The sequence below is a fragment of the Cobetia marina genome (assembly GCF_001720485.1).
GTDB classification, from domain to species: domain Bacteria; phylum Pseudomonadota; class Gammaproteobacteria; order Pseudomonadales; family Halomonadaceae; genus Cobetia; species Cobetia marina.
In genome coordinates, this window is record NZ_CP017114.1 from 1,784,287 (window position 1) to 1,798,035 (window position 13,749).

11 protein-coding genes are annotated in these 13,749 nt (G+C 62.4%); 6 read left to right on the forward strand and 5 right to left on the reverse strand.

The window, feature by feature from the left end; translation table 11 throughout:
- Nucleotides 1-58: 58 nt before the first annotated feature.
- Together BFX80_RS07560 and BFX80_RS07565 are read right to left on the reverse strand one after the other, a co-directional pair.
- Entirely contained in the window at nucleotides 59-1,192 is a 1,134-nt protein-coding gene (locus BFX80_RS07560) for a Bug family tripartite tricarboxylate transporter substrate binding protein (RefSeq protein ID WP_084208456.1), read from the reverse strand.
- Nucleotides 1,193-1,398: 206 nt separating this feature from the next.
- Nucleotides 1,399-2,514, reverse strand: a complete 1,116-nt coding sequence (locus BFX80_RS07565; protein WP_205632751.1) for a 4-oxalomesaconate tautomerase — start codon at nucleotides 2,512-2,514, stop codon at nucleotides 1,399-1,401.
- Between the two features lie 134 nt (nucleotides 2,515-2,648).
- Here BFX80_RS07565 and BFX80_RS07570 point away from each other — a divergent pair, with 134 nt between their 5' ends.
- On the forward strand, nucleotides 2,649-3,539 hold the full coding sequence (locus BFX80_RS07570; protein ID WP_084208457.1) for a LysR family transcriptional regulator: 891 nt from the start codon (nucleotides 2,649-2,651) through the stop codon (nucleotides 3,537-3,539).
- A 267-nt stretch (nucleotides 3,540-3,806) separates the two neighbouring features.
- The gene (locus tag BFX80_RS07575) at nucleotides 3,807-5,639 is read left to right on the forward strand and encodes a dipeptidase (RefSeq protein ID WP_240499704.1); all 1,833 of its coding nucleotides are present in this window, start codon (nucleotides 3,807-3,809) and stop codon (nucleotides 5,637-5,639) included.
- Between the two features lie 203 nt (nucleotides 5,640-5,842).
- On the opposite strand, the gene BFX80_RS07580 is transcribed toward BFX80_RS07575, so the two are convergent.
- Complete coding sequence (locus tag BFX80_RS07580; RefSeq protein WP_084208458.1) at nucleotides 5,843-7,291, reverse strand: amidase; 1,449 nt, start codon at nucleotides 7,289-7,291, stop codon at nucleotides 5,843-5,845.
- A 275-nt stretch (nucleotides 7,292-7,566) separates the two neighbouring features.
- Here BFX80_RS07580 and BFX80_RS07585 point away from each other — a divergent pair, with 275 nt between their 5' ends.
- A complete protein-coding gene (locus tag BFX80_RS07585; protein WP_077371330.1) occupies nucleotides 7,567-7,761 on the forward strand; it encodes a DUF3008 family protein in 195 nt (64 codons plus the stop codon).
- A 149-nt stretch (nucleotides 7,762-7,910) separates the two neighbouring features.
- Here BFX80_RS07585 and BFX80_RS07590 read toward each other — a convergent pair whose 3' ends face one another.
- Nucleotides 7,911-8,702, reverse strand: a complete 792-nt coding sequence (locus BFX80_RS07590; protein WP_084208459.1) for an OBAP family protein — start codon at nucleotides 8,700-8,702, stop codon at nucleotides 7,911-7,913.
- A gap of 262 nt (nucleotides 8,703-8,964) precedes the next feature.
- On the opposite strand from BFX80_RS07590, the gene BFX80_RS07595 reads away from it, so the two are divergent.
- Nucleotides 8,965-9,693 (forward strand): HAD family hydrolase, encoded by a 729-nt coding sequence (locus tag BFX80_RS07595; protein ID WP_084208460.1) that lies wholly within the window; start codon nucleotides 8,965-8,967, stop codon nucleotides 9,691-9,693.
- A 230-nt stretch (nucleotides 9,694-9,923) separates the two neighbouring features.
- On the forward strand, nucleotides 9,924-10,976 hold the full coding sequence (locus BFX80_RS07600) for a capsular polysaccharide synthesis protein (RefSeq protein WP_084208461.1): 1,053 nt from the start codon (nucleotides 9,924-9,926) through the stop codon (nucleotides 10,974-10,976).
- 269 nt (nucleotides 10,977-11,245) lie between these two features.
- Here the strand turns inward: BFX80_RS07600 and BFX80_RS07605 are convergent, their stop codons facing one another.
- Nucleotides 11,246-11,677 carry a hypothetical protein gene (locus tag BFX80_RS07605; protein WP_240499705.1) on the reverse strand — a complete coding sequence of 144 codons (432 nt, stop codon included), beginning with the start codon at nucleotides 11,675-11,677 and terminating at the stop codon, nucleotides 11,246-11,248.
- A 389-nt stretch (nucleotides 11,678-12,066) separates the two neighbouring features.
- On the opposite strand from BFX80_RS07605, the gene BFX80_RS07610 reads away from it, so the two are divergent.
- The gene (locus BFX80_RS07610) at nucleotides 12,067-13,698 is read left to right on the forward strand and encodes a BCCT family transporter (RefSeq protein ID WP_077371258.1); all 1,632 of its coding nucleotides are present in this window, start codon (nucleotides 12,067-12,069) and stop codon (nucleotides 13,696-13,698) included.
- Nucleotides 13,699-13,749 lie beyond the last annotated feature (51 nt).

Sequence of the window (13,749 nt, forward strand, 5' to 3'; positions counted from 1 at the left end):
CTTCTCTGGTGCTTCTTGCGCTCTCCAGCGTCATGGCGCTGGAGAGCGTCAGCGGGCTTCAACGAGATTGCAGGCGAATACCGTGTCGTTCCATCAGCCAGTGCTTGACCCATTCGTGCTGGGTTTCGCTCAGTTGCATGGCGTCTTGCAACCGCGCCGCTGCCGCCTTGCCGACCATCAGGCCATAAGGACCGACCTTCACCGCCGCTTCCTTGAGGAACTCGGGGTCCTTGGCCATGTCACGTGCCGCCTGACGGTATTGCTCCAGCAGTGCTGGATCGACACCCTTCGGCACCAGCAGCATCTTCTGCATGGCGTAACCGGAGGCGAAGAACTTGTGGAAGATCTGATAGGCCTCGTCATCGCGTGAATGGCCTTCCTGCGCCAGATACAGCTCGGAGAAGGTCGGCAGGTCCGGGAAGGACGGGTCGCGCTCGATGTGGCCTTCGTCATCCATCACGCCGAGACTGAACAGCGGCACGGCCTGGCCGGCGTCGACCAGCGGCGTGACGTTGCTCCTGTAGGCGGAGGTGGTCTGGAAATCGAGGGCGACTTCGCCACGCTCGAAGGCCAGGCGACCTTCACCACGGCTCTTCATGCCGAAGACCGGATCAACCTGGAAGTCGAGCAGATCGAACGCCATCAGCACCGGCATCTCGAGCCCGGTCGGGTTCTGGCCGGCGAACTTCACCGTCTGGGAGGCGAGGGCCTTGAGCGCACTGGCGCTGTCCTTGCCCAGCGAGCTTGAGGCATAGACGACACCGCCTGTCGGGGCGGCGAGGATCGGTTCCCAGTCGGCATAGTCGTAACGCACGCGGCGGTCGCGCAGCATGGCCGGATACTGGGTAGAGGCCGAGGTGACGACCATCTCGTCGCCGTCATCGCCGGCACGCTTGCTGAACAGGTTGACGCCGGTGATGGAACCGCCCCCCGGCACGTTGTCGATGACGACAGCCGGGTTGCCCGGCAGGTTCCTGGTCACCCAGTTGGACATGAAGCGTGCCCAGACATCGGTGCCGCCCCCGACCCCGAAGGGTACGGTCCAGGTCAGGGTGTCAGGGACTTCCGCCGCGGCGTGCACGGCGGAAGACAGCGGCAGAAGGCCCATGACGGGCAGCATGACGGCCAGGGCGGTGGTGCGGGCATGGCGCTTGAGGGCATGGCGTTTGGGCGTAGACACGATGAGGGACATGGTCTGACTCCTGATTATTGTTGGAATGCGTTGTCAATCAGTGATGCGCTAACTGCATGGCGGCGCAGAGAGGTCATTTCATTTCAATCAAATGCATTGTAAATCAATCTTCTGCAGTGCTTTCGTCGCGCTTGTCGAGGCGTTGTCGGTGCTGAGACACATGCGATCGTGAAAGCCTGGCGATCCTGCACGCGCGCGGACTGCGCTCAGGCGCGTTCAGGCATTTCCAGCGAGTCCGGGAGGTTCAAGAACACCTCGCCATTCATGATCTTGCGTGCCGTGCGCAGCAGGGACACACGGCTGGGGGTCATCGGGTCGCCATCGGCGTGTTCGACCTCGACGTCCAGGAACCCGGCTGGGTGCTCGAGCTTCACCTTCTCCGCCAGAGCCCCCGGTGTCAGGGTGCCGGCGGCCAGCGCCACGCGGTTGGCCAGAGTGCCCGGGAGACTGGTCGCGACGGCCAGCGTGATGGCCCCCGTGACGGCCAGCGCGCCATGGCAGCGATGCGGCACGAAGTAGCGTGCGCACAGGGTGCCGCCCTCGGTGCGCGGAGCGGAGAGAATCACCGGCTTGGGCAGCACCGAGTCACTGACGTCACCCATGCCCATCAATTCCCCCGCCTTGAGGCGAATCTTCTCGAGGCGTGCCATCGCGTCACGGTTGGCGTCCATCTCGGCCGGCGCTTCGTTGCCTGCCCAGCCCAGACTTGCCGCTTCGATCAGTACCACCGGCGTGGCGGAGTCGAGGCAGGTCACCTCCACGCCCTCGATCACGTCGATGACCTGACCGCTGGGCAGCAGCTTGCCGGTCTTGGCACCGACAGCGCCCAGAAAGCCCAGCTTGATGGCGCTGCCGGCGCCGGGCACACCACTGATGCGCGTGTCGCCCTGGTAGGCGACGCGACCATCGGGTGTCGGGACCTGGCTGTCGATCAGGGTGCCGGTGTTGAGGTTGTGAATCCGCAGACGGGTCAGGTCACCCTTTGCCGGGATCATGCCGGTCTCGATGGCATAGGGGCCGACCGCGGCCAGCATGTTGCCGCAGTTCGGCGAGAAATCGACCTTGTCGCCCTCCACATCGACCTGGGCGAACAGATAGTCGATATCCGCTTCAGGATGCGTGGAGGGGCCGACAAGGGCGACCTTGCTGGTCAACGAATTGCCGCCGCCCAGCCCATCGATCTGCAATGCGTGGCCGGAGCCCATGACCTGGCGCAGGACTTCGCGACGGCCGTCGTCATCGGCGGGGAGGTGATCCAGACGCAGGAAGGGGCCCCGAGAGGTACCGCCACGTAGGATCATGCAAGGAAGTGAATGCATCATGTTGGAACGCGCTCCTGTCTGTTTGCGCCTTTCTGAAGCATCACAGCCGATGATCTATGCATCAAATGCAAATAAAAACTATACTGTCACCATTACACGCATTAATCCGAATAATGAATCAATAGGATAGTTGCATGCATAGATTGGAGTTTCTGGATCTGTCGGCATTTGTCGAAGTGGCCGAGAATCATTCCTTCAATGAAGCGGCGGAGCGACTGCACATCTCGCAGCCGGCCCTGTCGCGCCGTATCCAGAAACTGGAGGAAGTGCTCGGTGCAAAAGTGCTGGAGCGTACGACGCGGAGAAGTCGACTGACGCCAATTGGACGTGATTTCCTGCCAAAAGCCCGCAAGTTGCTCGAAGATTACGAATCCTCTCTGGTGGGCGTTCGCGAGCTGGCCACCCACCGCAAGGGGGTGCTGACCATCGCCTGCCTGCCCACGGCAGCCTTCTACTTCCTGCCCAGCGTGGTGCGCGAGTTCAACACCGCCTACCCCGGCATCCGGATTCGCATCCTGGATGTCAGTGCCAATGAAGGGGTCGAAAGGGTGGTCTCGGGGGAGGCAGACTTTGGTATCAATATGGTCAGTGCCCACCACCCGGCAGTGGATTTCACCTCCATCTATCGTGATCCCTTCGTGTTGGCACTGCGTCGCGACCATCCGCTTGCACAGAAAAAGCGCGTCGAGTGGAGCGATCTGGATGATGTGCGCCTGATCACCGTCTCCCGCGATAGCGGCAACCGCATTCTGCTCGACAACACCCTGCTGTCCGCCGGATTGCATCTGGACGGCTTCTACGAGGTCCAGCATCTCTCGACCTCGCTGGGGCTGGTCGAGAGCGGGCTTGGCGTCGCCATCCTGCCGTCGATGGCGATGCCCGGGCCGGAGCACGAGGTGCTGTGTCAGCGTGAGCTGCCCGAGCCACGCATTGATCGCACCATTGGCCTGCTGCGGCGTCGCGGTGAGTCGCTGTCACCGATCGCGGAGCTGTTCATCGAGATTCTGCTCAAGCGCTGGAACTGACCACGCGCAAGGGAAGGGCCCATGAGTCTCAGGTGTGCAGGGGCTGGCCAGCCTCGGCTCAATATATGAGGTGTTTATGTATAAGTTTTTTGTGTTTCACTAAAGGAACAGGTCACGGCCAGCATGTTCGACGGCGTGGCCGATGACAGCGTCTCGATGTCGCGGGATCCGCCTGATGGCGCAGGTCGGTGAGGGGCTTGCTCCCACCTCCTGCCGTCAGGCCATTGATGACGTGGATACCTGCCCAACACAAGGATGCACATGCCCATGAGTACCCGCATAGCCACTCACGCCACCTCCCGTCAGACAGCCCTTGCGCTGGGCCTGGCGCTCGGGCTTGGCAGCGCGCTGCCTGTCAGCGCAGATGAGCCGATGGCAGCCGATGACACTGGCAAGCGCGCGCCGCAGGGCGAGCACACGCTCAAGCATGAGCAGCTGGCCAGTCTGGTCGAGCAGGGGCAGGAGACATTGGCGGCAGACTTCAACGGTTTCCTCAAGCAGGTCGCGGAACGCAATCAGGAAGACAGCGCGGTTTCCGGCGCCATTGACCACTATCTGGCCGGCGAGTCGCTGGAGGGGGATGACTTCGTCAACGTCTATCGCCTGCTGGGGGTCTACAACCGACTGCAGTATGGCGATGACGTCCAGGAGCTGCTCAAGGAAATGGTCGCGATCCCGACCTTCAAGGTCGGTGAGAAACCCCAGCATGAAAACCCCGAGATCTCGCGTTTCGGTGAGTTGATCAAGGACAAGGCCGAGGCATTCGGCTTGACGTTCCGCAACGTGGATGACCGTGTCTTCGAGGTGGAGCTCAAGGGGACGGGGGAGGATGTGTTCGGCATTCTCACCCACGGGGATGTGGTGCCGGCGGACCAGGAGGGCTGGACGCTTGAGGATGGCACCCACCTGGATCCGTTCGAGGTCACCGAGATCGATGGCAAGCTGTACGGGCGTGGCACCGAGGATGACAAGGCCTCCATCGCCGCGGCGCTGTATGCCATGAAGTCTCTCAAGGAGAACGCGGTGCCGGTCAAGCGCACCATTCGCCTGATGATCGAGACGACGGAAGAGACCGGCGGTGAGGGCTTCGCCTATTACAAGGCGCACAACGCGCTGCCCGAATACAACATCGTGCTGGACAGCGGCTACCCGGCAATCACTGCCGAGAATGGCTTCGGCACCATCGATGCGCGCTTCCCGCTGGCACGCGAGACACAGACGGGGCAGGCGGCGGATGGCCTGCCGGCGATCACTTCCTTCAAGGGGGGACTTGCGACCAACCAGATTCCCGAGCGCTCCGTCGCCACCCTGCACGCCAGTGATGCCGCGGGCGCCAAGGCGCTCAACCACAAGCTGGAAGCGCTTGGCAGCCGTTACGTCAACGAGCACGGCAAGGATTTCAGCGTCGCCAGTGAAGTGAAGGGCGAGGATGTCATCGTCACGGTGACGGGCAAGTCGGCCCACTCATCGGCACCGGCCAATGGCGTGAATCCGGTGACACGACTGGCGGGACTGCTGGCCACCTCCGGTATCGATTTCCAGGACAGTGCCTATGAAGATGCCGTGCACTACCTGAATGACAATTACGGGCTGGATTATCACGGCAAGCTGCTGGGCATCGCCTACTCCCATGATTTCATGGGACCGCTCAAGGTGACGCCGACCTATCTGGAGAAGGAGGACGACGCGCTGCGTGTCGCGGTCAACGTGCGGGCTCCGGCGGGCGAGAAGTCGCCTGAGGAACTCAGCCAGGTGATCAAGGAAAAGCTCACAGCCTATGCCAAGGAGCAGGGCATGGACGTGGCGCTGAACGTCGAGATTCGCGACTGGATGCTGCGTGACCCCAGCGGTGCCTGGCTCCAGACGCTGCTCAACATCTTCGGCGATACCACGGGACTCGATGCCGAACCGCGTTCCTCGGCGGGGAGCACGACCGCCAAGCTGCTGCCCAATGCGATCAACTTCGGGCCGTCGATGCCGGGCGAGACCTATACCGGACATACCTCTGAAGAGTTCAAGCGTGTCGACAATCTGCTGCTGGACATCCAGATGTTCACCGAGATGATGGCCCGCATCGGCAATCAGGATTCGCTCAAGTAATCGGGTGAGTTCGCGGGGCCGTGGTCATGTGAATCGCCTTTTGCATGGCGTATTGAACTAGCCCCTTGAATAGCCCCGGAAATTGCCTCTTGCCTGGGTGACAGGCATCACATGCCAACGCCCGCCACCGCCCCTGATGAAGGGGCAGTGGCGGGCGTTGTCGTCTGTGAAGGTCGCCGATCACCCAGTGCGGCCGCGCGATCTCACCTCGGGCGGTAGGGCTCGGCGGGGTGCGCGGTCGGGTAGGCGTCCATATAGGCGGTGGCTGCTTTCAGGAGATGGACGTCAGCGTGCCTGGCGCCTGCCAGCTGAAAGCCGACCGGCAGTCCCTGCGAAGTGAATCCGCAGGGGACCGAGGCGGCGGGTTGGCCGCTCAGATTGAAGGGGTACGAGAACGGCGTCCATTCCTCCCAGTCGTGCCATTGGCTGGCGGGCGGCACCTGATGATTCAGTGCAAAGGGGAGGACGGCGACGCTTGGCGTCAGCAGCAGAGGGTAGTCCTGATGGAAGCGCTCAAGCTGCTGGGTGAGCCGGTGCCTGGCCTCGAAGGCCTCGAACAACTCAAGCGAGGTCCAGTCGCGGGCACGCATGGCATTCTCGACCAGGCCGGGGTCGAGCTGTTCGCGCTGGCGGGCATCACAGCCTTTCCAGACCCCTAGCGACGCGGTGAACCAGATCTTGCGGAAGATCTCGAGGCTTGAGTCGATGGGGGGATCGACCTCCACGATCTCGGCGCCAAGCCCTGCCAGACGCTCTGCGGCGCGTGCTACCCGACTGGCGATCTCGGGGTCGACATCGGCCTGCCCGAGGCGCGGGGAGTAGGCGATCCGCAGGCCTGTCAGTGGCGTGCCGATCTCCACGCCCCAATCCTCGGGTTGTCCGCGGGTGGCGTAGGGGTCCTGTGCATCATGACGGCCGATGACATTGAGCATGGCGGCGGCGTCGCGTGGGCTGCGGGTGAGCGGCCCGATACTGGACAGGGACGCGGCCTGGGCGGGAGGCCACTGGGCTGTCCAGCCGAAGGTGGGCTTGAAGCCGAAGACACCACTGAAGGCGGCGGGAATGCGAATTGACCCACCGGAATCCCCGCCCTGATGCAGGACTCCCAGGTTCAGGGCGGCGGCGGTGGCCGCACCCCCTGAAGAGCCGCCCGGGGTCAGCGCGGTATTCCAGGCATTGCCGGTGGCGCCATGCACGCGGTTGTCGGTGACGGCCTTCCAGCCGAACTCGGGGGTATTGGTCTTGCCCAGCAGAATCGCGCCTGCCTCGCGCAGGCGCCGCACCGGAGGGGCGTCCTGCTGACAGGGCGTGGCTACCGTGGTGAGCGAGCCCTCGCGCGCCGGCATGCCGGCGACATCGGTGAGATCCTTCAGCGAGGTCGGGATGCCATCGAGCGGGCTCAGGGGCTTGCCCGCCTGCCAGCGCTGTCTGGCGTGATGCGCCGCCTCCAGCGCCGTGTCATGCGCGACATGCACGTAGGCGTTGACCGCCGGATTGAGTCGCTCGATACGGGCTAGCACTGCCTGTGTCACTTGCAGCGGGTCGAACTGGCCACGTTGATAGCCGCGCGACAGCTGCTCGGCGTCCAGGGTGGTCAGGTCATCCTGGGCGGAATGTGGCGTCAGGTCGTGGGGGAATTCGGCGTTGGGCATGGCGGCTCTCCTGCGGGTGAACGGGGCCCATCGATGGATGGCAAGCGGCGCTTGCATGGAGGAGCGGTACGCTGTGGCTGGCGCATCGCTGACAAGACGTGGCCTGTTGTTCATGGCCTTGGGTCAGCGGGGCGAAACTCAAGGCTTGTCGAGGCTTGAAAAGCTCGCGGGAGAGCCGCATGGCGGTGAATGAGCATGACAGCGAGTCACCGCGTCAGGCTCGCTGGCGCCGATCATGGCGCATGAAAGTCATCCAGAGTGACGGGAGGAGAGTCATGCCAGCCAAGTCCAGGGCACAGCAGATGGCAGCAGGAGCGGCGTTGGCCGCGCGCCGGGGAGAGCAGAAGGCGAGCGAGCTGGAGGGCGCGGCGCGTTCGATGTACGACTCCATGAGCGAGGAGGAACTCGAGAAGATGGCCTCCACCTCACGTGAGGGAAAACCGCGGCACGACAACCAGAGCGACGATTAGCACGACGACCAGAGCGACGATCAGCACGACCGCCACGATCGAGGCGGTGCCGAGAAGAAGCCACCCCGAGTGGTTTGCGCAGATGACAGGGCGCCCGGCAATTGCCGGGCGCCCTGTCATGAGTCGCGTCATTCGCTGTCGAGAGAGGGTCAGCGCTGGTCGTCCAGGCTCTCGTGAGGCGGTTGATGCGACTCGCTGTCAGGCGGTGTCGGGCCGCCATTGGCCTTCGGACTGACCTTGGGCATCGCGATATCCGCACGCTTCCGGCGGCGCTCCTCGGTGCTGATGCCCAGGCGTTCATCGCGGCGCTTCATCAGCTCCTCGTCGATCTGGCCGTCACGGGTGAAGGCCATCATCAGTTGCGGAATCCCGTAGGGGAAGTCGTCGCGGTCGATCTGCCAGGTGTGGAAGGTCTTGCCGTAGGTCGTGACCAGATCCTCGAAGTAACTGCGCTCGGCCAGTTCCGGGATGCCCGGAGCCACCAGGATGCCGGACTTCACCTCATAGTGATGGCTGTGCCAGAGCGGCTTCTCTTCTTCGGGGAGACGCTCGTAACGTTCGGCGCTGATGATGTACTCGATCCCGATCAGACGTGCGTCGCTGCGGTTGGAATCGAAGATGACGCACTGGTGGAGATCATGTTCCAGGTGGATGCAGAAATGACTGGCTTCCACCTGGCGGCCCATGTCATCGGCGTAATGGTGAAAGCCGTTGAGGTAGGTGCTCATCGCTTCCATCGGGTACTTGCGCTGCATGACCTGCGAGGCCGCGTCCAGCACCTGGTGCTTGAGCGGATGGCCACTGCTGACCTTGCGAGCACTGTTCAGACGGCGTCCCAGAAAGAAGGCGGTCGCCGCGGCCGCGCCAGCGAGCAGGCCAGTGCCGAAGCCGCGCGTGGAGTGTGAGGCGTGATGGCATGGGGTGGACGTACGATGATGCATACTTCCTCCTGCGTGGTCGTCTCGAGTAAGTGAGAATCCCTGTCACACCTTCTCATTGCAGTGCATCTTGCTTGGCGAGGTCAAGGGATGCGCGATGGTGACGTTCGGAACACGGCAATTCGTGCTCAAGGATTGCCTTGTGTCGCCTCCGCCCTCATGAATGAGGGAAATGATGACTGTCATGGCATCATCGTTGCCCTGACAAGCCCCCTCGGGTGACAGGCCGATGCCATGCACCTCCCTTTGATTGCCTGGAGATTGAATGAAACAGCTGATATTTGATTGTGATGGAGTCCTGGTCGATAGCGAGATCATTGCCGACGGCGTGCTCAAGGAGAAGCTGCCGCTGTGGCTGCCGGATCTCGGCACGAGCGAGCAGATCGAGCATGAGCTGGATCGCTGCCTGGGGATGATGACGCGCGACATCCTGGTGGACCTGGAAGGCCGCAGTCAGCATCGCCTGCCGGCCGATGCCCTGGAGCAGGTTCGTCTGGAGGTGGACCAGCGTCTCGCCAATGGCCTCGAGGCCATGCCGGGCGTGGTGAAGACGCTCGAGTGGATTCGCGATCAGCGCCTGCCCCTGGCGGTGGTGTCCAACAGCTCCGCCTCACGCATGAAGATCAATCTCGAGAGCTCGGGACTGCGTGGCATTCTGGACGAGATCGCCGCGGCCAATGGCGACCGGGAACTGCCGATCTTCACCTCCGATGACGTCATCAACCCCAAGCCGGCGCCCGACCTCTATCTGCTCGCCCTCAAGACGCTGGGTCGTTCCGCCGAGGAATGCCTGGTGGTGGAGGATAGCCGCACGGGAATGCAGGCAGCCGTGGCTGCGGGTCTCAAGGTCGTGGGGCATCTGGGGGCCAGCCACATTCCGCCGGGCCACGCCGAGGTGCTGCGGGATACCGGCGCCTGGCAGCTCATCAAGCATTGGGAGGAATTCCCCGAACGCTGCCGGGAGGCAGGCCACCAGATGCAGGAGCCGGCATGACACGATGCCGTCCGAGGTGAACGACTGACATCATGAACCCGCAGGACGGCACTGGCTGGCTGTTGTAACATCGCGGGAGTGCCGTCATCGAAAAAGCGTCACAAGGGTGTCGCCACAGCGCCGCAAGCCGCTGTGCCTGACATCGTCGCGTGTCGAGATGCCGGCAGTCCTGTCCATTCATCGCTCCCTCGTGGCTTCTGGAGCTACCTCTTCGTCTTTCGGAAATCCTGATGATCAACGCCTTCATTGCCAGTGATACCTTTGAAAACAAGGGCTATTGGCTGCGCAAGCGTGTCCCCTGGTTCAGTCGTCGCTACGACGCCCATTACGGCATTGACCAGCTTGAGCCCGGCACCCCTCGGCATCAGCAAGCCTCTGCGGCGCTTGAGCATCTGCGCGCCGCGTGCGAATGCCAGACGAGCGGACATCAGGCGAGCGAAGAGCAGCAGGGCGTCGAGAAGATCATCTGGATGTATTGGCATGCCCCGCTACAAGAGGCGCCGGAAGTGGTGCAGTTGAGCGTGGCATCCTGGCAGAGACAGAATCCAGATCACGAAGTGCGCCTGTTGAACGCTGACAATCTCGAGCAGGTGCTGGGCGTGGACCTCATGGCGGCGTTCGAGCTATCCACCGTCAGGCTGTCGATGGCGATGAAGACGGATGTTCTCAGACTCTATCTGTTGAGTCGCTTCGGTGGCATCTGGGCGGATGCCACGACGTTCTGCCTGGCGCCGCTCGAGACATGGTTGCCCGGCGCCACCGCCAGACATGGCGTCTTCACCTTCCGTCAGCACAAGGCGCCCAGCCGGCCCGTGGAAGCCTGGTTCATCGCCGCCCGGCAAGGGTCCCCGCTGGTCACGCGGGTTCTGGCACTGTTCGTGGAGCATCTGTTCCAGCCACGCCAGACGGCCGTGTTCGTGTCCAATCGTGCCAAGAATCACGCGAAGCTGGGGATCGGGCGTCAGCATCCCACGCTGCTGTATGCCGATTTCGTTCGGGACGCGGAGCGCCACGGTTTCATGCCGTATTTCTCGGTGGGCTACTTCTTCAACGAGAGCCTGCGTCAGCACTACACGCCCTCTCTGATCGAGGCGTTCATGGCGCTGGACAACCGCTTCGCCAGCAATGGTGCACCATTCGAGGTGTTCGAGACGGCCGTGGTCTCCAAGCAGACCTACAAGCGAGACTACGAGCACCGTGAGTTGTTCAAGGCACGCAAGGCCCACCTGCTGGCGCTGCTGGAAAGGCATCCCGAGGCTGCGCCAGAAGCGGCCGAGGTCTGAGCCTGGCCAGTGTCCATCCCTCGGTGTCTATCCCTGGGTGTCGACAGATGAGGTCAGCGGCGTCGGCGGGAGGGTGACGCGAGGGTGATGCAAGAGTGACGCGAGGGTGACGCAAGAAAGCAAGACGACAAGACAGGCCCCCGGAGTCTCTCCGGGGGCCTGTCTTGTCGTGTGACGTAGCAGTGGGAGCTGGCAGCAGGAGCTGGTGGCAGAAGGGCGTGCTTGCCGGAGAGCCCCACAGAGCCTGCGAGGCGTTGGGCGTGTCATCGCTAGCGAAAGCAGATCCGCGTTCCCCAGGCCAGCAATTCCTCCTGAGTGAGGGAGCGCGACACCATGCCGATCATCTCATCCCCCCACTGATCCGCCCAGGTCAGCACGCCGTGACTGATGCCCCGCGATCTCATGAGGTCGCGTATCTCTCCCGTGCCCTTGAACCACAGGGCCTTGCCATCAAGGCGAGTCAGATCGGAAATGCCATGGCAGTGGTGAATGCGCACCTTGTAGATGCCATCCAATGACATGACCTCGACGACCGGCACCATGCCCTGTTGCAGGGCGCGCGACAGGGAGTCGAGCGTCATGCTGGCCTCAGCCTGCCGCTCGGCAGGTGAGCTGACATGCAGCGTGCCAGGGGGCGTTGTAGGGAGGGTGGCAGTCTCGGTATTCGCCGTGTGGCGCGAGGTGGAGGCTTGAACAGGCATCGGGGATTCTCTCCGTGGCAGGTCATCTTTCTATCACTTGTGTACAAGTAATGTAGAAGTCTTTCGGCGTGCTCGCCAATGCCTGTCAGGAGCCGCCTGCCAAAAACCGGCTGTCATGAGCTAGCTGTCAGGCATCATCTGGCAAGCTTCGCCTGCCATGAATTCTCACACCGCTTTCAGATATCAAGATGATACCCGTCATCTGCCTGCCCCTCGGCGCACCCAGCGCCGGCCAGACGCAAGTTTTCCGTCGCTGGCCCTTGAAGTTCTGGGGAATCAGAGTCATGTCTACAAGGCACTGCGAATATTCGTTGGCGATAGCGCTACTCGTTTCTCGCTGGTGCGCGATCCACCTCACCGCTGTCACAGCTAACAGGGAGTAGCGATATATGACATCTGGAGGAAAGCGCGTATTCAGCGCGTCAGTCATCATCATTCTGGGTCTGGTCGCGTTGGGGGCAGGATTCCCCACCCGTTTCGGTGAATTGGCTGATCAGGCGCTTGGCGCCGTGACCAGCATGTTCGGCTGGTTCTATCTGATTTCCGTCTTTGGTTTCGTGATCTTTCTGGTCAGCCTCGCGCTGAGCAAATACGGCAAGATCCGTCTCGGGCCGCAGGATTGCCGGCCTTCCTACAGCTTCTTTTCCTGGGTCAGCATGCTGTTGGCGGCGGGGTTCGGGGTCGGGCTGGTGTTCTACGGCATGGCAGAGCCCATGCAGCACTATCTGAAGCCTCCCTTCGGTGACATGCCGGGGGAGACGCCTGAGTCCGCGCGCTACGCCATCCAATATGCCTTCTTCAACTGGGGCGTCCATCAGTGGGCCGCCTTCTCGGTCGTCGGGCTGATCATCGCCTATTTCCAGTTCAGGAAAGGGCAGGCGGGGCTGGTCTCATCGGTGCTGTCGTCCGTGACGGCCAAGCACCCCAAGGTGCGCCGCTACGGGCCAGTTCTGGATGTCTTTGCGGTGGTGGCCACCGTGATGGGGGTCGCGACGTCGCTGGGGCTTGGTGTGTTGCAGATGAATGGTGGTCTGCACTTCGTCTTCGGAGTGGAGGAGAGCTGGCAGTGGCAGTTCATCATCATGGGGGTGATGTTCTGTGCCTACATGGCCTCGACCTGGTCCGGGCTCGACAAGGGCATCAAGCGGCTGTCCAACCTCAACATGAGCATCTGCATCGCGCTGATGCTCTATGTGCTGTTCACCGGGCCGACGCTGGATATCCTCAAGACGATCACGCTGGGGATCGGCGATTATCTGCAGAACTTCATCGGCATGAGTCTGCGCATGTCACCCTATGACGGCAATGACTGGAACAGTTCCTGGACCGTCTTCTACTGGGCATGGGTCATCGCCTGGTCACCCTTCGTCGGCACCTTCGTGGCGCGTGTCTCGCGGGGACGTACCATCAAGGAATATGTGGTGGGCGTGCTGATCGTGCCGCCGCTGCTGGCCTGTCTGTGGATCGGTGTCTTCGGTGGCGCGGCGCTCAACATGGAGCTGGGCGGGGATGTCGGACTGGCTGCCGCAACGGATGCCAACATCACGTCCGCGCTGTTCGAGATGTTCGATCTGATGCCCTTCAGCAATGTGCTGTCCGTTGTCGCGATATTGCTGATCTTCGTGTTCCTGGTGACGTCGGCGGATTCCGCTTCCTATATCGTGGCGCAGATGACGGACGCCGGCTCGATCAACCCGCCGCTCTACAAGCGTGTGGTCTGGGGCGTGCTGATCGCGGCCATCTGTCTGACGCTGATCTCGACGGGCGGTCTCAAGGGCCTGCAGTCGGCCTCGGTCCTCTCGGCCTTGCCCTTCACCTTCATTCTTTACGGAATGATCGTGGTGCTGGTGAAGGAGCTGCGTGCAGACCGCCGCCAGATGCTCAGCCAGCTCTATCGCCGTCATGGCGAGACACCGGTCGGTGCGGATGTCTTCGAGGCTGATAGCCTGGCCGAGGAAGACCGCATCCGTCGTGCACCGGACGTCAAGAATCGCCGAGTGAACCCGCGCGATCATCATTGAGCCGAGCCCGTGCTCTGACAGCAAGACGCCGCTCACATGTCATGTGGGCGG